Origin of the sequence: Planococcus sp. SE5232 (genome assembly GCF_050686535.1) — a bacterium.
Taxonomy (GTDB): Bacteria; Bacillota; Bacilli; order Bacillales_A; family Planococcaceae; genus Planococcus.
Genome location: NZ_JBOGCP010000001.1, coordinates 292,484 through 312,030 on the forward strand (window position 1 = coordinate 292,484; position 19,547 = coordinate 312,030).

Consider the following 19,547-nt stretch of genomic DNA (forward strand, 5'->3'; position numbering starts at 1 on the left):
AAATTGTCGGAAAAGGAGTGATGGCGAAATGGCAGAAACAAAGACGGATCCCCGTGTAATCCGGACCCGCAAATTGATCATGGATTCCTTCATCGCACTTTCGGAAGGAAAAGAATTCAAGGACATTACGGTAAAAGACATAACGGCTGAAGCCATGATTAATCGGGCGACGTTTTACTACCATTTCGAAGATATCTACGATCTGTTGGAGAAGGCCTTATCGGAAGTTTTATTGATTAATTTGGATGTGGAAAATTACCGGAATGACGAATTCACGGAAAAAACATTCGCCAAAATCTTCGAAGCGGTCACCAATTTCCAGAAGTCCCTGTCCAACCGGTGCCACAGAGGATACGAAGATACCATCGCGCGGATCATACGGGAACAGCTTGAAGTCCTGTTCTATAAAATGCTGATGCGAAAAAATGAGGATAAGGAAGAGAGAGCCCTTAAAACAGTGGCCGTTATGCTGAGCTGGGGAATCTACGGAGCGTCAGTGGAATGGACTAGAAATAGCCAAGTCTCTCCGGAGGAATACATTAAAGCAGCTGTCCCTTATATCGAGCATGGCATTCATTTTAATAAATAAGGGAACCGGAAATAAGGAGGCGATGGAGTGGCAAGTATCCGAGACGTTGCCAGAATAGCGGGCGTATCTGTCGCCACTGTTTCACGTGTGTTGAATAACCATCCATATGTGAAGAAGGAAAAAGTGGAGGCTGTCAAAAGAGCCATCGAAGAAACTGGATATATCCAAAATATCAATGCCATCAATTTGAAAAAAGGCAAAACCAACCTGGTGGGCATCGTTTTGCCGATAGTGGATCATCCGTATTTTTCGCAATTGATCCAAGGCATCTCACTGGCGGCTGCAAGTCATCACTATAAACTGGTCCTTTATCAGACCGGTTATCATGAAGGACAGGAAATGGAAGCATTGGAGATGTTGAAGCTCAAGCAAATCGACAGCCTGATCATTTGTTCGAGAAAAGTTTCACTGGATACGATAGAGCACTATCGCCAATACGGAATGATCGTATTATTCGAAAACGGCGGGAATACACCGTTGAGTTACACCTATGTCGATCATTACGCATGTTTTATGGATGCGTTAACTTATTTGTATGAGAAGGGGCACCGGGAGATCGGATTCTCCATCAATCGATCCGATGGAACAAACAGCAGACAAAGGGAACAGGCTTACCGGGATTTTCTGGAGTTGAAAGGGCTGCCTTATCATGAAGAGTACATGGTTAAGGATTGCCTTTACCTGGAAGATGGGGACCGCATATTAGACCGGTTTTCGCGTCTGCAGCGGCGCCCGACGGCTCTGCTTGCGACGAGCGATCAAGTGGCGGCTGGCATCCTGATCGCCAGTTCCAAGTACGGCATCGCCATTCCGGATGATTTGGCGATTATCGGATTTGATAACCACCCGATCGCCAAAGCCATGAATATTACCACCATCGGGATTCCGTTGAATTCCATCGGGCAGCTTCTTTTCGGACAGACCTTGGCGGATACGGTGTCACATAAAGAAGTTTCCGTTCACTTGATCGAAAGAATGACTGTTTAAAGTCACCCGGTGATGAAATCGGAAAAAAGCAGCCTGACCGATCGACAGCTTACACAAGAAGGACCATGTGATCATGCCCCGAAACGGGTTACACTCACAAAAGGCTTCTTGAAACTGCCGAAAGTCATCAAAAGCTGCTTTACACTTTCAGCATAAAGTATGATAACGTTCTCAGGTCAAGGGAACTCCACTAACTCTTTCGGTATTGTTCCTACTGAAACTCAAATAAACAAGGCGGATTGCATGTTAATGCAATCCGCTGAGCTTGTAGACGAAAGAATATTGATGTTATTTAAAGCATGAATACACATTTCATCATGTTTATAATGGATCCTGCGCTTCAGGCGGACGCTTTCCGCGGGCTCGCGCCGAACTAACTCGGACTGGCGCCCGAGTGGATTTCGGCACTTCACTGTTCCCGCAGGAGTCGCCGCCTTGCGCTCCGGATCCTTGAGTGAAGAATTTACTAGGTTTTGTGAGATTATTTTTTCTGAAACTGACTAGGAGCTTCTTTCTTTGATTAAAGCAACACCCACCAAGCGGGCTGGCCAAGAAGACTCCTGTGGGAGCAGCGCAGCGATGAAAGCTGAAGACCCCGCAGAAGCATGGGTTTTCCAGTAACGAGGAGGCTGAAGCTGAGCCCACGGAAAGCGGAGTGGCCGGACCGCTTGGGGATTATGCACCGCTATACATTTTGGTCAAACTTTGTCTACAGTCTGGGCGGATTGCATATTAATGCAATCCGCTTTGCTCTATTCATAAGTATTAGCTGCTTTCGACTTTCGTATCCAAATTATGCTCCATATAATCCTTGCCCCATTCGTACATCGAGTCAAGAATCGGAATTAGGGTTCGTCCCTGGTCGGTTAGGGAATATTCTACTTTCGGGGGAACGACCGGATAGATCTCCCGGTGCACAATCAAATGTTCTTCGAGCTCGCGCAATTGAGTGACAAGCATGCGCTGGGTGATGCCCGGCATCAGGTTCTTCAGTTCGCCGAACCGTTTTGTTCCTTCTTTGCCTAAATGCCACAGGATCAGCATCTTCCACTTTCCGCCGATGATCGAAAGGGTCAGTTCCTTTTCACAATTAAAGCTTTTTTCTCCCAAGTTGGGCATGTTCTTCTCTTCCTTCCTGAGTTGCAGCGACATTTGCCGGGTCTAAAATAAACTTATCGATGGCATGAAGCACCCCTTCGTCGTTGTTTGTGAGAGAGGTGTAATCAGCCAGTTCCTTCACTTCCTGTACTGCATTTCCCATGGCGATGCCGAAACCGGCGGCCTTCAAAAGTTCGGAATCGTTGTGGTTATCGCCGATGCCGATGATTTCTGACCGATCGATCCCAAGCTCGTTGGCCAGAAACAAAAGGGCGCTTCCTTTATTGGCTTCGGGATGGGTCACTTCCAGGTAAGTTCTTTTTGATTTGGCGATATAGGCGGACTCTCCGAATAATACCTGCAATTCCTGTTGCAGGGGAGCCAAAACGTCCGGCTCGTCGATAAAGAGCAATTTCGTAAATCCTTTTTTAGCCAGTCCGATCAGGTCCGGTTCTACAGTATACGGAACTTGAACAGCTTCAGCATAGGCAATCAGCTTATCCGTTTCCGCATCACCGTATAGAATGTCGTCCTGGTAGACTTGCAGGTGGATGTTTTTTTCACGGGCGATCATAATCAGTTTTTCTGCAATGTCAGGAGAGACCGGGCGTTCATACAGTGCCTCCGCTTCGCCTGCGACTCTGATCATGGCGCCCTGATAGGTAATCAGCGGTGCATGGATCCCCAACTGCTCAGCAATCAGTTTTGCGGATGAAAACATCCTTCCCGTCGCAATCGTTACCACGGTTCCCATTCGGATCGCTTTTTGGATGGCTGTCGCAGTATCGGCTGAAATGGTCAGCTCATCAGTGAGCAGTGTGCCGTCAAGATCGATCGCAATCATTTTATACATAGGCTCTCTCCTTGAAGTTTCTAGTTGTCCCTCTTTTTGAAGCGTTTAAAAATTCAGTTCGTCGAACAGCAGAACTCTTGCAGGGGCGGCGTCTGTTCCTATCAATTTTAATGGCGCTGCCACCATGAAATAATCGCCTTGCTGAACTTCTTTCAGACGCAACCCTTCTACGATGATGATATCACTGGCAAACAAGGCCTTATGAGTCGGGTGGTTTTCCTGGCTTCTTTCGATTCCAAGTGCGTCTGTCCCCACTCCTCGAATCCCCAGCTCTGCCAGATAGTTTGCGCCGTCTTCCGTAAGGTAAACAAAATCGAAATTGAACTCTTCGTCAAATGAGTTTTTTGTCTTCAATAAAATAAAGTCGTCTTTTTGAATGTGGAATCGTTTCAGATCCGCTTTTGAAATTCCGTTTTCCACACCCGTCAAATCCAATACTTGGCATGTACCCACGAGCTTGTCCAAAGAGATCGACTCGAATGTTTCTCCATCCATGAGCATATGGCGGGGAGCGTCGATATGGGTCCCGGTATGGACGTTCATCTCCAATTGCGTTTCAGTGACTTCGCCGCTTGTCTTCGGATTCATTTTCGGCTGTTTTTCCGGTTTGTCCTTATAGACAGCCATGCCTTCAAAAATTGCCCCTGTTACGTCATACATTTTCATCTCATCAACCCTTCCGTTGCTGCGGAGTTTGTTGTATGTCCAGCTTGGCATGTTATTTATCCGGCTGTCCAGTGAAAACGCTTGAATACAAGGGCTATCCATAGCAGCGCAAGTTCTTCATTCGGGATGAACGATTAAAATAAGCCTGAACCTGGTCACTTCAGGCTCAGGCTTATTGGGTTTCACTCTAGATTGGCGTGTCTGCCGTACATCGTGTCGGAGTTCAGCCCTTTTTTATCCATGAATCTCAAGATCACGGCATCGTAGAAAAGCAGAAGCGATTGCTCGAACAGGGAGCCCATCGGTTGAATGGACTTGCCGCTCGAGCTGTCTGCTTTCGCTTGGGCAGGAATCTCAATTGTGATGTCTGCGAGGCTGCCGATCGTAGAATCTGGATTTGTCGTGATGGCCACGACCGTCGCACCGATGGCTTTCGCTTTTTGGCTCATCGCTGCCAGGCTTTGGGTTTCGCCGGAACCGGAGCCGACAATGAAGAGATCATCCGTTTCCAAATTCGGGGTCACCGTTTCTCCTACAACATATGCATTCAATCCCACATGCATCATGCGCATAACGAACGCTTTCGCCATAAAGCCGGAGCGGCCGCCGCCTGCAACAAAAACTTTTTTGGCCTGCAGGATGCCGGTTACCAGTTTTTCGGCTTGTTCCTCATCAATGCCTGCGAGGGTCTGTTTCAGTTCGGCCAGTATTTCATTGGTAAAGCCTGTGGTGTTCATGTTACGCTGTCACGCTTTCTTTGATCAGCTCTCGGATCTTCGCAGCTTCCGCGCCTTTGTCTTCTTTGCTCGTGATGCCGCCGCCGACGATGATCAAGTCGGGTTGTGCTTTGATCACTTCGGGCAATGTCTCCAATTTGATGCCGCCTGCAATAGCTGTGCGCGCATTTTTTACGACGCTTTTGATGGTGCGCAAGTCTTCGAACGAATCTTTGCCTTCTGCCTGCAGATCGTAGCCGGTGTGGACACAGATGTAATCAGCTCCAAGAAGGTCGAGTTCTGCCGCACGTGTTTTGATGTCTTTGACTGCAATCATATCAACCAGGATTTTTTTGCCTTGTTTTTTGGCTTCTTCAACTGCGCCTTTGATTGATGAATCTTCTGCCTGTGCCAGGATCGTGACGATGTCAGCCCCTGCAGCAACTGCATTGGATACTTCATAAGCAGCAGCGTCCATGATTTTTACGTCTGCCAGCACTTCCAGGTTCGGGAATGCTGCTTTCATTTCTGAAACGGCTTTCAAGCCTTCTTTGTTGATGACTGGAGTGCCGATTTCAACGATATCGATAAATGCCTCTACTTCTTTAACCAGTTCGATTGCTTGTGGAATGTCTACTAAATCTAAAGCCAATTGAAATTTCATCTATGGGTATTCTCCTCGGATTCTTATTTTTGGGTCAGGCTCAGTGTAAGCCCTGCCGTCAATCGTGTGAAGTACGCACTTTAATCGCACATACTGACAAAAAGTATACTGTCGCCATTGAAATAGACCAAAGGCAAGGAGAATTACAAGTTGGAATCATTTAAAAGAGTATTCGGACATTTCGTTTGAAACTGAGGGAATTTTCCCTTATGATGAAAGGGCATCAAGGAGTGAAAGTTCATAGAGCTAAGAATTGATCACAAATTGAGGAGGCAGTTATTCATGACAAAGATTGGAATTATCACAGGAAGCACCCGTCCCGGACGCAATAGCATACAGGTTGCGGAATGGGTCAAAGCCGTAGCGGACAAGCGCGGAGATGCGGAATATGAAATTGTGGATCTGAAGGATTATAATTTGCCGATGTACGCGGAGCCGGTTTCGGCAGCTTATAGCCAGGATTACCAAACCCCGGAAGCGATTCCGTGGGCTCAGAAAGTAGCGGAGCTCGACGGCTATGTCTTCATTTGTCCGGAGTACAATCGCGGGGTGACGTCGGCGCTGAAGAATGCCATCGATTATCTGTACGTGGAATGGAACAATAAAGCGGCAGGCATTGTCAGCTATGGTTCTTCCGGCGGCGTGCGCGCGGCAGAAGCTCTGCGCATCATTATGGCCGAACTGCAGGTGGCCACTGTTAGAGCTCACCCCGCCATGTCCTTGTTTACAGATTTTGAAAATATGAATGAGTTCAAGCCGGCGGATGTCCATGAAGGATCGGTCACAACATTGCTCGATCAGGTCAATGCCTGGACCAATGCATTCGAGCCGCTTCGGAATAAATAAGAAAATAACCTGTATCATAGGTAACGAAGAGCGGTCCGGATTTTCGGGCTGCTTTTTACTTGCTTAAAAGTTAATCCAACTCAAACAGTTGACTCTCGGAAATACCCATGTTATGATTATCTCGAATTAAAGATAAATTAATTCAAGATAAATGAGGTGAATCGAATGGCTATGCCAAATCTCAACTTGAAAGCATTGACTGTATTGGTTCGAGCAACTGACGCTCTCCATGAATTGATTAAAACGGATGTTGCGCAGTACGGATTGAATCCGACCGAGTTTTCGGTATTGGAATTGCTGTACCATCGGGGACAACAGCCGATTCAGCTGATCGGCAAAAAAGTCTTGATTGCCAGCAGCAGCATCACTTACGTCGTTGATAAGTTGGAAACGAAAAACTACGTCATCCGCAAGGCATGTCCGGAAGATCGGCGTGTAACCTTCGCAGAACTGACCGATAGCGGACAGCAATTGATGGATGAGATTTTTCCGAAGCATGAACAAGTGATCAATCAGGCGTTTCAGGGAATGGAACAGTCGGAAATGGAAGAAATGATCAGAACCGTCAAGAAAATCGGCTATCAATCACAAGACATTTAACTTTTTTTAATCCTATATCTCGGAATCGAGATAATAATTATACACTACTAGTTGAGGAGAGATACTGATGAATGAATTAAGAGGAATGCACCACGTAACAGCCATTACCAGCAGCGCTGAAAAAAACTATGAATTTTTCACTTATGTACTGGGCATGCGCTTGGTCAAGAAAACCGTGAACCAGGACGACATCCAGACCTATCACCTATTCTTCGCCGATGACAAAGGTTCGGCCGGAACCGATATGACCTTCTTCGATTTCCCGAACATCCCGAAAGGCACCCACGGAACCAACGAAATCTACAAAACGGCGTTCCGTGTACCGACAGACGATGCACTTGCTTACTGGGTCAAGCGTTTCGATAAATACGACGTGAAGCATAAAGGCATTCAGGATGTGTTCGGCAAGAAAACCCTCTCGTTCGTCGATTTCGATGACCAGCAGTACATGCTGGTATCGGACGAAAACAACGAAGGCGTAGCATCGGGTACGCCATGGCAGAACGGACCGGTTCCATTGGAGTTCGCCATTACCGGGCTTGGTCCGATCCATATCCGTATCGCGGAATTCGATTATTTTAAGGAAGTATTGGAAAAAGCCATGCTGATGCGCCAAGTCGCAAAAGAAGGTTCATTCTATTTATTCGAAGTAGGCGAAGGCGGCAACGGCGCGCAGGTGATCGTCGAGCACAATAAATTGCTGCCAGAGGGACGCCAAGGCTTCGGAACGGTTCACCATGCAGCCTTCCGTGTAGCGGATACCAGCGTATTGCAGGAATGGATCGACCGCATGCAAAATCTTGGCTTCAATACATCCGGCTATGTCGACCGTTTCTTCTTCGAGTCGCTGTATGTGCGAGTAGCACAAGGCATCCTGTTCGAATGGGCAACAGACGGACCGGGCTTCATGGGCGATGAGCCTTACGAAACTTTAGGAGAGAACTTATCCTTGCCGCCATTCCTCGAGCCGAAACGCGACCAGATCGAGAAGCTGGTACGCCCGATCGACACCGTACGCAGCACGCGCACCATCGAAAAAGAATATCTGTAAATAGGGGGAAATTAGATGAGTATTTTCAGTAGATTATTTGGAACATCGCAAGAAAACCAACCGGAGGAGGAAACAACAATGACAAAATTGAACATCGGCATCATCTTAGGATCAACACGTGAAGGACGCTTAAGCCCGCAGGTAGGAAACTGGGTAAAAGAATTGGCAGACAAACGCGGAGACGCGAACTATACGATCATCGACATCGCAGATTATAAATTGCCGTTATTAGGCGAAAATGGCGGAGATGCATCAGGTGCAGGCGCTTGGTCAGAAGCAGTCGCAGCTCAAGACGGATTTGTCTTCATCGCACAGGAATACAACCACTCGATCACCGGCTCATTGAAAAACGCACTCGATTACCTGCGTGTGGAATGGAACAACAAAGCGGCAGGCATCGTATCCTACGGTTCAGTCGGCGGAGCGCGCGCGGCAGAACATTTGCGCGGCATCCTGGGCGAATTATCTGTAGCGGACGTACGTGTCCACCCGGCACTCTCCCTGTTCACAGACTTCGAAAACGGTGCGGAACTGAAAGCAGCGCCAGTCCAAGCAGATTCCGTCAACCAAATGCTGGACCAGGTCATCCCGTGGTCAACAGCATTGAAAACAATCCGCTAATCCAAATTTCAACCCCAATAACAGAATGTGCAGGAACATCCGCACATTCTGTTATTTTTTTGGCTAGAATGGAGAAGTAGAGGGAATGGATAAGGTATATATGGAACTGGAAAATTGACTTTTATACAATGTTTTGACTGCTTCGAATAGAGCAAAGACGATTGCTCATTTGCTCACGCAGCAAAGAGTACCAGTCTTCTTGCTTCGATTAGGTCGTGGAAGCGCGGCGCTAAACAATTTTCTCAGTACTAAGCGAGGAGTTATTTTTTCTCTGTTTGGTAAGAATATAAAGATATGTAGCAAATCAGCGGAGACTCCCGCGGGATAGCGCCGTGCCGAAATCCACTCGGGCGTTTAGCCCGAGTTAGTTCGGCGCAAGCCCGTAGGAAAGCGGAGCTGATTTGCGGAATATCGACAAACGAAAAACAGTGATTCAACACATTCCATCAGTAAAGGGGCAGGTATAAATGATTTCAATTGATCCGGAACAAAACAAGGAACGGGACAACTATAAGCTGCTGATCGGCTCGGTCATCCCGCGTCCCATCGCGTTCGTCACGACACAGTCGGAGTCGGGAGTCCTGAACGGAGCGCCGTTCAGCTATTTCAATATCGTCTCTTCCAACCCGCCGATGGTCTCTTTATCGATTCAGCGGCCGACGGGGGAGCGGAAGGATACGGCGCGCAACATTTACGGCAACGGTGAATTTGTGGTGCATATCGTGGACCGTGACAATGTAGCAAAAATCAATGAGACCGCGGCTTCCTTGCCGCCGTCTGAAAGTGAAGTGGACATGGCCGGGTTGACACAGGTGCCGAGTGAGGTAGTTTCGGTTCCAGGTGTCAAAGAATCGAAGATCCGCATGGAATGCCAGTTGGTGGAGTCTGTTCCACTGGGCGGCGACGGCCCCGGCAGCGATTTGTTCATCGGCAAGATTGTCCGGTTCCATATAGAGGAAGCTATTTTTGAAAACGGCCGCATCGACCCAAGAGGGCTGGACGCAGTCAGTCGGCTCGCAGGGACAAACTATGCTGCCATCGGGGAGATCTTTTCAATGGAACGGCCGAAATAACCGGTTCACTGTGAAGATCCATCCTTTTTATTATTTTGCTATAAAAATCGAATTTGAAAGATTCAAGTGAGAAGAAGGCTCAAGCAGAGCTTTTTTCTTTTTTTATTCTACAGAGAAACTCAGGTGTTTTAAGAGAGGGACGTCAAAAAAATAGCAATGTTTTTAAAAACTTAATACGGGAAAAAGGAAGGTAATAAATAAAATAAAAAAGGAGAAGAGGCATCGATGGCAAACGACAAGAGAAACGAAAACAGTAAAGACCAGCAGTTGGAACAGTTTCGCACAGATGATCAGGACAAGGCGTTGACGACCAACCAAGGGCTGAAGGTTTCCGAAGATGAATTGTCGTTGAAAGCGGGTGAGCGGGGTCCTACCATAATGGAGGATTTCCATTTTCGGGAGAAAATGACCCATTTTGATCATGAGCGAATTCCGGAACGGGTGGTTCATGCACGTGGGTTTGCAGCACACGGTGAGTTTGAGGCATATGGAACAGCAGAGCCTTATACGAAAGCGGGATTTTTAAAGAAAGGAAAGAAAACACCGGTATTTGTCCGCTTTTCGACCGTAGTTGGTTTTAGAGGGTCGGCGGAGACAGTGCGCGACACCCGTGGATTCGCCACCAAGTTTTATACGGAAGAAGGAAATTACGATCTGGTCGCTAATAATATGCCGGTTTTTTTCATCCAGGACGCCATTAAATTCCCCGACCTTGTCCATGCCATTAAACCGGAGCCTCACAATGAAATGCCTCAGGCAGCAGCAGCTCATGACACATTTTGGGATTTTGTCGCAAATAATACCGAATCATCCCATCATGTCATCTGGAACATGGCAGACCGGGCGATCCCTCGAAGCTTCCGTATGATGGAAGGTTTCGGTGTGCACACTTTCCGCTTTATCAACGATGAAGGGAAATCCCATTTCGTGAAATTCCATTGGAAGCCGAAATTAGGGGTCCACTCCTTGGTATGGGATGAAGCACAGAAAATTGCCGGGAAAGATCCGGACTTCAATCGCCGGGATTTATGGGAGTCGATTGAGGCAGGCGATTTTCCGGAATATGAATTCGGTGTACAGCTCTTGCCGGAGGAAGACGAATTCAAATTCGATTTTGATGTGCTGGATCCGACGAAAATCTGGCCGGAGGAAGATGTCCCAGTGACGATGATCGGCAAAATGACCTTGAACCGCAATGTGGACAATGTGTTTGCGGAGACAGAACAAGTGGCGTTTCATCCGGGACATGTCGTACCGGGAATCGATTTCACGAACGACCCGTTGCTGCAGGGACGATTGTTTTCCTATACAGACACGCAGCTGATTCGCCTGGGAGGTCCTAATTTCCACGAGATTCCGATTAACAGACCTGTTTGCCCATTCCACAATAACCAGCGGGATGGCTACAGCCGCCAAACCATCAATAAAGGCAAAGTCAGCTATCACCAAAATGCGCTTGCCAATAACACGCCAGCTCCTGTGAGTGCGGCGGAAGGCGGGTTCGAACATTATCAGGAAAAAGTGGAAGGACGAAAAGTGCGCGCCCGGAGTGAAAGCTTCAACGATCATTTTTCACAAACCAAGCTTTTCTGGAATTCGATGAGTGGACCAGAGAAAAAACATATCGTGGAAGCTTATAGTTTCGAGCTTGGAAAATGTGAGATGCCGATCCGGCAAATGAATATCGACGTACTGAAGAATGTCGATTTGGACCTGGCGCAGCAAGTTGCGAGGAATATTGGAGTCACCCCGCCGGAGAGCGGCGGTTCGGATGTTACAAAATCCTCCCCGGCACTCAGCCAGGAGAATACAGTGAAGCTGCCCGATACCCGAAAAGTGGGTGTGCTACTTGCGGAAGGGTTCAAAGGAAGCGAAGTCGCCAAAGTGCTGGATGAGCTGGAATCCAACAAAATGAAATACGAGATCATCAGCGAGAAACAAGGGACAGTGACCGGCGCGGATGGCAAGGAGCTGAAAGCTGCCCATACATTCACAACGACCGATGCCGTGTTGTATGACGCCTTATTGGCCGTCGGCGGTCCAGATGTATCCAAAACTTTTGCGAAAAACGCCGCTAAATTCCTTGGGGAAGCCTTTGATCATTACAAAGCAATCGGTGCTGTACAGGAAGGCCAAAAATGGCTGGCTGCTGCAGAAATGCTGGGTCAGCCTGGAGTTGTCACTGGAGAGGAAGCCAACTTTACGGAACGCTTCATTGAAGCCGTTACTGCACATCGCCATTGGAACCGCGAAATCAGCTGAAAACATTTCAGCCATCCTAAAAATTCCACCTTCAAGAAACGAAGGTGGAATTTTTGTTGTTACTGAGAGTCGTTATGCCTGTTTGCGGTAAAGAAAAAGTAAGAGAGGTCACTTATGCTGTCTAAACCAATTTTATAGAAGGCAGCCTATTCGCAAGAAGAGCTGAAAATTTTTCGGCAGTGAGCGGTCTGCTGAAGAAGTAGCCTTGGATTTCATCGCAGTTCATCTCTTTCAGCAATGCCAATTGTTCACCGGTTTCTACGCCTTCTGCGATGACCGACATGTCGAGGCGGTGGGCGATGAAAATCATAGCTTCGACAAGTGCTTTGTCGTGAGGGTTGGTGGCCATGTCCTGAACGAACGGCTGGGCGATTTTCAGGTTGTTGAGCGGGAACCGTTTCAGGTAGTTCAGCGACGAATAGCCGGTGCCGAAATCATCAATAGCAATCCGTACGCCCAACTTCCTCAAGGCCAGCATCCGGGAAATCGCCTTTTCGGCATCATCAACAGCGACGCCTTCCGTAATTTCCAGCTCCAAAGAAGCAGCTGGAAAGCCGGTCTTTTCAAGAGCCAGCCGCACCGTGTCCATCAAATCGTCATGCAGAAATTGGAGAGGAGACAAATTCACAGCAAGCTTCAACTGGGAATACCCCGTATCATGCCATTTCTTCGCCTGCCTGCAGGCCGTATAAAGAACCCACTCGCCGATGGGAAGGATCAACCGGGTTTCTTCCGCCAGCGGAATGAACTCTCCGGGAGAAATGATTTTTCCGTCTGCATTCTGCCAGCGGACCAAGGCTTCCATCCCAACGATTTCACCGGTTGCGGCCTGGATCTGCGGCTGGTAATGCAGGATGAATTCTTCATTGGCAAGGGCGCGGCGCAGATCGTTTTCAAGCGCGATTTTTCGGGAGGCGCTGACGGCCATGTCGTCCGAAAAGAACTGGTAATTGTTTTTCCCTTTTTCTTTTGCGCTGTACATGGCACTGTCGGCATGCTTCAGCAGTTCCCCTGTCGTCTCTCCATCTTTCGGGTAGATTGCGATGCCGATGCTCATCGAAATATGCAGTTCCTGGCCATTGATGGTCAGGGGTGATGCCAGGGCGGACTGCAGCCTGTGGATCATCGGCGCAATGTCCGTTTCAGCTTGGATATTGTTCAAAATCAAAGTGAACTCATCCCCGCCCTGCCGTGAAACGATATCGTTTGAGCGTAGGTTGCCTCTGATTTTTTGGGAAAATCCCTGCAGCAATAAATCCCCGAACTCATGGCCGAATGTATCGTTGATGTTTTTGAAGCGATCCAAATCGATGAAGACGACAGCAACTTTCCGTGAATTCAGTCTGGCCGCCGATATCGCGGCTTCAAGTTTTTCCAGAAACAACCTTCTGTTCGGCAATCCGCTCAGCACATCGTGATAGGCCATGTGCTTCATCTGCCGTACGGCTTTTTTCAATTGTTCGTTCTTGGAAGTGACCTCGACCGTTCGTTGTTCGATTTTCTCCTCAAGTACAGAAGTCAGTTCATGGTAGCGAGCCAATAACTTCCGGTTGTCCTGCAGCGTGAAGACCTGTCTGGTGATGATCAAAATGACCGACACGCCAGCTCCGGCAATCAAGCCGTTCATATCATTCTTTTGCTCGAAAATCATGACGATGAACAGCAGCACCATGCTGAAATAAGGAAGCAGCATGCGCAGGGAAATCCGGCCATCGGTAGGGGCGGAAGCTGTGGTTGGAATAGCTTCATTTTTGGGTTCCAGGGCATACAGGCCGGCAAGCGCCGTGATCAGCAGTCCGAGGGACCATAAGGGATCATAGAGCGTGCCTGCATTATAGCTGCCCGCAATCATCGCAAGAAGATAAGCGGTATCCGCAAAAACCTGGACAATCAAACCTGCAATGATCAGTGCCAGTACGCGGCTCTGAAAAAAGTAGGTGGAGCCGATATAGAAGCTGACAGCAGCAAACAGCAAGAGTAAATCTCCAATCGGATACCCAACTGAGGCCGCAAGCAGCAGGGGAGATGCAGAACCTGACGAGAACAGGGGCTGGATCAGATAATGCCAGCTAAGGGCCGTAAATACAGCAACGATAATGCCCATATCAAACAGAAACTTGATTTGATGGGCATTTTCTTTTTTCTGCCAGAGCTGATAAACGAAGGCAATTAGATAGAAAAGGATTTGAAGTAAGTAAAACAGGTCTGTCCATCCCATATAGGGCGCATCTGCACGGGCAATACTGTGGCTGTAGAACCAGATTCCCTGAGCGATTACATAGCTGAAACACCCCAGCGAACAGAGCAGCCAGAAATAACGGTCGGGGTTATGGATTTTTAAATACACAATGAACAGAGCGATTCCGGCAACGAGAGGAGCCAGCCAGGAAATAAGGATGATCCCCAGCAGATGAATATAATCATTGCTCTCATTGAACAAAGTCCAGGCATAGTAGATGGAGATATGGAAGAAGATATAAACAGCAAACAATTTTTTTATATTCGAAAGAGTGATGGATTCCACCTCGTTTAAAATAGAAAATATTTACATAAAAAATTCTGAATTTAAAGAATTTGTTGTTATTTATTTTATTATAAAGAAGTTGGGGAAGAAAAGAAATAGGGATATTACAGATAATAACAATTTAGTGGAAATTAATAACCAATATTTTAAAAATAAATAGTCGAATAGCCTATGAGGGTTTCGCTTTTTAAATTAGTTAGAGTAAGGAAAAAGAAAGAACTGACTCCTAAATAAGGTTTCAGTTCTTTAACGTCATGGTTTATTTAGTTTAAAGTAGTGTTCCAGATGGAGCAGGTGGAGCTGACATCATCAGTTTTATCGCTATCAGTCAGTTGGCCATGGCGGATTAAGGTATATAGAAGATAGATAAGCAACTATTGCTGCTTTTCCCTTAGTGTAAAAAAGTCGATACTTTATACCGGTGCCCTCAAAATTTCAATCTCAGTTTTGATCTCCGGTCAGCCGGATTTCTTGAGATAGCCAACAGTCATAGCTGGATAATCCTCTCGATCTTTTCTAAAGTTTTACTTCTTGCTCGTTGGTTTATGAAGCGCATCTCTTCTATAGAAGAAGTATTTTCAAAGACCCACAGCTTTCACCGCAACTTGAAGTTTAATTAGTAAAGTAAGAAAATTTAAATACTTTGTTGACAGTCAATCTATATTGTCTTACAATAAAACATATTAACAATCAGAATATTTTAAATCTACAGTATGTTGAGGGGGAACAGTATGGTGGCAAAGTACGAAGATGTCTTTTCCGGTATTTTTCTTTTGATTGTAAGCGTTATCATGTTTTTTACAGCTTACAGCTTTGAAGCTTTAACTACGAGTCTTGTCGGGCCGGCCTTTATGCCTCAAATCATTGCGATAGTAATGGCCATTTTCAGCGTCGTCATCGCTGTGGGTGGGTTCAGAAAAAGTAAAATCATTCCTGAAGAGAAAAACTCGCCAGAGCAACATAAAGAAGAATTGATTGTAACTGAAAAAAGAAGCTACAAACCTGTGCTGATAAGTTTAGGATTGATGATCGGCTACGTAATACTGTTGCCTTATATCGGTTTCTTGATCATGACAGTCATCTACATTTTCTTGCAGATGCTGATCTTAAGCCATATCACTCATCGGAAGATTTGGCTCTTCCTTCTAATCTCCATTGTTACATCCGCAACAATCTATTACCTTTTCCGCAATGTATTTTACGTCATGCTTCCAACTGGAATCATTGGCTAAGGAGGATAAACTATGTTCGATATGCTATTTGCGGGCTTCGGGTCCGTTATGACATTGCAAATTATCATGCTGATTGCAGCTGGTGTGGCTTTGGGACTTGTGTTCGGGTCCATACCCGGCCTGACTGCCACTATGGCCGTCGCCATCTGCCTGCCCATTACATACGGTATGGATCCAATCGCAGGAATGTCTCTCTTAATGGGCTTATACATCGGTGGCGTTTCAGGTGGGCTAATCCCGGCTATTCTATTGAAGCTGCCAGGCACTCCCTCTTCAATCGCCACAACCTTTGACGGATATCCAATGGCACAAAATGGCGAAGCAGGAAAGGCGTTCAATTATGCCATCGTTTCTTCTTTCTTAGGTGGACTTCTCAGTATTATCGTCCTGATTATGATTGCGCCTCCATTAGGAAGAGTAGCTCTACAATTTGGACCGTTTGAATTTTTCGCCATTGTTATTTTTTCCTTGACCTTGATTGCCAGTCTTTCTGGAGATTCTCTGCCGAAAGGAATTATGGCCGGATTGCTTGGAATTTCTTTTGCCATGGTGGGCGCGGCTCCCATCGATGCATTTCCGCGTTTTACATACGGCTTCACCGATATGAACGCTGGATTTAACTTGCTTCCTGTTTTAATCGGATTGTTCGCCTTATCGGAAATTTTTATATCGGCTGAAAAGAAAGTGAAAAAAGGCTTGAATGCAAAACTTTCTAAAGTGAATTACAAAGTGAGCATAAAAGAATACGTGGCTCAAGGGTGGAACTTTTTGAGGTCAAGTCTCATTGGACTGGGGATCGGGATTTTGCCGGGCATTGGTGGAGGTACTTCAAACATCATTTCCTATGTCGCGGCGAAAAGTTCTTCGAAGAAGCCTGAAGAGTTTGGGAAAGGAAATCCAGCCGGTGTTGTGGCGTCTGAGGCTTCCAACAATGCTGCAGTAGGTGGAGCGCTTGTTCCGCTTATCTCTCTAGGAATTCCCGGCGATACAGTAACAGCCATGCTCTTGGGTGGACTGGTACTACACGGCTTGCAACCGGGGCCATTGCTGATGCAAAACAGCGGTGATGTGGTGTACGGAATTTTTGCAGCACTTCTAATTGCGAACGTCTTCATGATTCTTTTCCTATTTATGGGGATGAAAGGCTTCATCCGTTTGTTGAGTATTCCACAGCATATCCTATACCCGATCATTCTCGCGCTTTGTGTAGTAGGAGCTTTCGGTGTCAACAATAGATTGTTTGATGTCGGTGCTTTGTTGTTCTTCGGGGTTTTGGGTTATTTGATGATCAAGTTCGGTTTCCCACTGACGCCGCTTGTTCTTGGCTTTATCTTAGGGCCATTGCTGGAGACGAATTTACGCAGAGGATTAATGCTTTCACAAGGTGATTTCATGCCATTCTTGACTTCACCCATTGCAGCAGCATTTCTGTTGGTTGCAGCAGCTTCAGTAGTCTTCGCAATTTACAGTAATCACAAGAAGAAGAAAGGCACCAGTGTTTTAAATGTTTAAACTGCTCGACAATTGATTTCGTTTTTAATGGGGTTAAGCCCGTTGAAATAAAAAAACAAGGGGGAAATTAAATGAAGAATGTATTAAGAAAGACTTTGTTCGGTTCGGTTCTGGCAACATCAATTTTATTCCTGGGGGCTTGTGGTGGGAATGAGGCAAGCGAAGACGCGAATGCAGGCAATGATCCTGCTGCTGATTATCCATCAGGGCCGATTACAGTTGTTGTACCGGCTGGAGCAGGCGGCGATACGGATTTAAATACACGGATCATGGCGAAATATTTGGAAAAAGAACTTGATACAAATATCGTAGTATCGAATGTCACCGGTTCAGGTGGAGCAACAGGAACACAAACCGTTTTGGATGCGAAGCCTGACGGACAAACGGTTCTTGCGTTCCATAACTCTATGCTATTGAATAATGTTTTTGGATTGACCGATTACACATATGATGAATTTAAAATGGCGGGTGTGGGGGTATTGGACCAATCCAACACGTTTCTTACGTCTCCAGATTCTGAATTCCAAGACATTCCTTCTTTGATTGAATATGCAAAGGCTAATCCTGGAGAAGTGACGATGGCGACTGAGATCGGTTCCATGACTTATATTCAGACACTTCAATTCCAGGAACAGACTGGTGTTGAATTTAATATCGTAGACATCGGTGGAGCAGCCGATAAAATTGCAGCTCTTCTTGGAGGGCGTGTGGACATTGTGCCAACTTCACTTGGTTTAGTAAGCGGATATATCGAATCCGGGGATATGGTTCCACTGGGAGTTATGGCAGAAGAACGCCTAGAAGGAGCTCCTGATGTTCCAACGTTCAAAGAGGAAGGCGTTGATATCGTCATCGACAAGATCTTCTATTGGGGCTTCGATCCGGAAACTCCGGATGCATATGTAGAGAAATTCTCTAATGCTATGGAAAATGTCGTGGCGAATGAAGAGTATCAACAGGAAATCGAAGATTCTTGGTTGTCGCCTACTTTCTTGGACCAAGAAGCAACAAATGCAAAATTAGAAGAAATCAATGCCAGCTATCAAGAGGCTTATGACAACTCGGAACAATAAATAATTCAATAATGGAACATTCATAAGTTTGGATATTAACAATTGGTGGCAGCAACTTTGAGAACTATTCGTGCAGAACTGGATGCTTCCAAGAGTTGCTGCCATAAATTATTGTCCTAACAATAGTTAAAAAAATGCTGAAGAGGTGATTTTATAAATGATGAAAGTTTCTGTAACAGTAAATACTACAGATTTAAGTGATATGGATTTGCAGCAAATGTCCCAACTTGGGGTGGATTGTGTTGATTTTGGAGCTGGCGGCTCTTTTGCCGGTGTCAGTGAACAAGGATTTCCGGATCTGGATGAATTATTGAAACTGCAAAGACGAATCCGATCATATGGAATGGACATCAACAGAGTGACGTTGCCGAATATGACCGATGACTTTATGCTGAACCGTCCAGGAAGTGAGCGCCAGCTCGAAAACTCCGTTAATGCAGTAAAAGTGTTTGGACAGGCCGGTATAGATATTGTGAGGCAGCGATTTGAAGGTGACGTTTTCTACGGGCTTTCAAGGAATTATAAAGCAGTGCAGCGTGGCGGGGCGATTTCACGTGGCGAGAGCCTTGGGTTGCAGAAAGAAAAGCAGTCGACTCCTACTTTGGAAGAATTGGAATCCTGGTGGGGCAACGTTCAGACAGCTTATAAGGAATTAGTGCCGACTGCACAGGAAAATGGTGTGAAAATAGCCATGCACCCGTCAGATACCCCGCATCCTGATTCACCATTCGGCGGTATCGGCCTGCATCGTCTAATCGACGATTTTCCAAATAAGAACGTCGGATTGGTTTATTGTATCGGGACACGCGCGGAAGCAGGTGGTTCTTCATTGGTGCTGGATGAAATCAATCATTTCGGCCGCAAGGGCAGAATTTTCCTGGTCCACTTCCGGAATGTCAGAGGCAGTTTGCCGACTGCTGGGGCCTTTGAAGAAGCCTTGTTGGATGACGGTGATATGAACATGTTCAAACTATTGCTGGAATTGAAGAAAGTGGGCTATGACGGCTGCATCAATCCTGACCATGTCCCGACAATGGCAGGAGATCAGCCGGATCTGGACACACGCTGGCAATATTCAAATATTGGTTGGAAGAAATCCAGTCTTGGGTTTGCATATTCTGTCGGCTATATCAAAGCTTTGTTTGCGGCCATGACAGAGTTTGAAGGCTAAAAGAAATAT

At 46.5% G+C, this 19,547-nt stretch carries 18 protein-coding genes; 12 read left to right on the top strand and 6 right to left on the bottom strand.

Annotated features, from left to right (window positions below; translation table 11 throughout):
* Nucleotides 1–28: 28 nt before the first annotated feature.
* Nucleotides 29–589 carry a TetR/AcrR family transcriptional regulator gene (locus ACRC6Q_RS01360; RefSeq protein ID WP_431465594.1) on the top strand — a complete coding sequence of 187 codons (561 nt, stop codon included), beginning with the start codon at nt 29–31 and terminating at the stop codon, nt 587–589.
* A gap of 27 nt (nt 590–616) precedes the next feature.
* Complete coding sequence (locus tag ACRC6Q_RS01365) at nt 617–1,576, top strand: LacI family DNA-binding transcriptional regulator (protein ID WP_431465595.1); 960 nt, start codon at nt 617–619, stop codon at nt 1,574–1,576.
* 765 nt (nt 1,577–2,341) lie between these two features.
* Here ACRC6Q_RS01365 and ACRC6Q_RS01370 read toward each other — a convergent pair.
* The 5 genes from ACRC6Q_RS01370 to hxlA form a co-directional block, all read right to left on the bottom strand.
* Nucleotides 2,342–2,695: a winged helix-turn-helix transcriptional regulator gene (locus ACRC6Q_RS01370; RefSeq protein ID WP_223636611.1), complete on the bottom strand. Its 354-nt coding sequence runs from the start codon at nt 2,693–2,695 to the stop codon at nt 2,342–2,344.
* Nucleotides 2,667–3,527: a Cof-type HAD-IIB family hydrolase gene (locus ACRC6Q_RS01375; protein ID WP_431465596.1), complete on the bottom strand. Its 861-nt coding sequence runs from the start codon at nt 3,525–3,527 to the stop codon at nt 2,667–2,669. Before ACRC6Q_RS01375 ends, ACRC6Q_RS01370 begins: the two co-directional genes overlap by 29 nt.
* Nucleotides 3,528–3,572: 45 nt before the next feature.
* Nucleotides 3,573–4,193, bottom strand: coding sequence for a cyclase family protein (locus tag ACRC6Q_RS01380; protein WP_431465597.1), 621 nt, complete (start codon nt 4,191–4,193; stop codon nt 3,573–3,575).
* Between the two features lie 182 nt (nt 4,194–4,375).
* Nucleotides 4,376–4,930, bottom strand: a complete 555-nt coding sequence (hxlB, locus tag ACRC6Q_RS01385) for a 6-phospho-3-hexuloisomerase (RefSeq protein WP_431465598.1) — start codon at nt 4,928–4,930, stop codon at nt 4,376–4,378.
* Between the two features lies 1 nt (nt 4,931).
* Nucleotides 4,932–5,573 (bottom strand): 3-hexulose-6-phosphate synthase, encoded by a 642-nt coding sequence (gene hxlA / locus ACRC6Q_RS01390; RefSeq protein WP_431465599.1) that lies wholly within the window; start codon nt 5,571–5,573, stop codon nt 4,932–4,934.
* Between the two features lie 282 nt (nt 5,574–5,855).
* On the opposite strand from hxlA, the gene ACRC6Q_RS01395 reads away from it, so the two are divergent.
* The 6 genes from ACRC6Q_RS01395 (at nt 5,856) to ACRC6Q_RS01420 (ending at nt 12,026) form a co-directional block, all read left to right on the top strand.
* Nucleotides 5,856–6,419, top strand: a complete 564-nt coding sequence (locus tag ACRC6Q_RS01395; protein ID WP_223636620.1) for an NADPH-dependent FMN reductase — start codon at nt 5,856–5,858, stop codon at nt 6,417–6,419.
* Nucleotides 6,420–6,584: 165 nt separating this feature from the next.
* Nucleotides 6,585–7,019, top strand: coding sequence for a MarR family winged helix-turn-helix transcriptional regulator (locus ACRC6Q_RS01400; protein WP_223636623.1), 435 nt, complete (start codon nt 6,585–6,587; stop codon nt 7,017–7,019).
* Nucleotides 7,020–7,086: 67 nt separating this feature from the next.
* Entirely contained in the window at nt 7,087–8,070 is a 984-nt protein-coding gene (locus ACRC6Q_RS01405; protein WP_223636625.1) for a ring-cleaving dioxygenase, read from the top strand.
* Nucleotides 8,071–8,085: 15 nt separating this feature from the next.
* Nucleotides 8,086–8,691: an NADPH-dependent FMN reductase gene (locus ACRC6Q_RS01410; protein ID WP_223636627.1), complete on the top strand. Its 606-nt coding sequence runs from the start codon at nt 8,086–8,088 to the stop codon at nt 8,689–8,691.
* Nucleotides 8,692–9,158: 467 nt separating this feature from the next.
* Entirely contained in the window at nt 9,159–9,764 is a 606-nt protein-coding gene (locus tag ACRC6Q_RS01415; protein WP_431465600.1) for a flavin reductase family protein, read from the top strand.
* A gap of 225 nt (nt 9,765–9,989) precedes the next feature.
* Nucleotides 9,990–12,026 (top strand): catalase, encoded by a 2,037-nt coding sequence (locus ACRC6Q_RS01420; protein ID WP_431465601.1) that lies wholly within the window; start codon nt 9,990–9,992, stop codon nt 12,024–12,026.
* A 121-nt stretch (nt 12,027–12,147) separates the two neighbouring features.
* Here the strand turns inward: ACRC6Q_RS01420 and ACRC6Q_RS01425 are convergent, their stop codons facing one another.
* Nucleotides 12,148–14,517 (bottom strand): putative bifunctional diguanylate cyclase/phosphodiesterase, encoded by a 2,370-nt coding sequence (locus ACRC6Q_RS01425; protein WP_431465602.1) that lies wholly within the window; start codon nt 14,515–14,517, stop codon nt 12,148–12,150.
* A gap of 764 nt (nt 14,518–15,281) precedes the next feature.
* Between ACRC6Q_RS01425 and ACRC6Q_RS01430 the strand changes: the two genes are divergently transcribed.
* The 4 genes from ACRC6Q_RS01430 (at nt 15,282) to ACRC6Q_RS01445 (ending at nt 19,538) form a co-directional block, all read left to right on the top strand.
* Complete coding sequence (locus tag ACRC6Q_RS01430) at nt 15,282–15,782, top strand: tripartite tricarboxylate transporter TctB family protein (RefSeq protein ID WP_431465603.1); 501 nt, start codon at nt 15,282–15,284, stop codon at nt 15,780–15,782.
* A 12-nt stretch (nt 15,783–15,794) separates the two neighbouring features.
* Nucleotides 15,795–17,294, top strand: coding sequence for a tripartite tricarboxylate transporter permease (locus ACRC6Q_RS01435; RefSeq protein WP_223636635.1), 1,500 nt, complete (start codon nt 15,795–15,797; stop codon nt 17,292–17,294).
* A 71-nt stretch (nt 17,295–17,365) separates the two neighbouring features.
* Nucleotides 17,366–18,367, top strand: a complete 1,002-nt coding sequence (locus ACRC6Q_RS01440) for a tripartite tricarboxylate transporter substrate binding protein (RefSeq protein ID WP_431465604.1) — start codon at nt 17,366–17,368, stop codon at nt 18,365–18,367.
* Between the two features lie 157 nt (nt 18,368–18,524).
* On the top strand, nt 18,525–19,538 hold the full coding sequence (locus ACRC6Q_RS01445; protein WP_431465605.1) for a mannonate dehydratase: 1,014 nt from the start codon (nt 18,525–18,527) through the stop codon (nt 19,536–19,538).
* Nucleotides 19,539–19,547 lie beyond the last annotated feature (9 nt).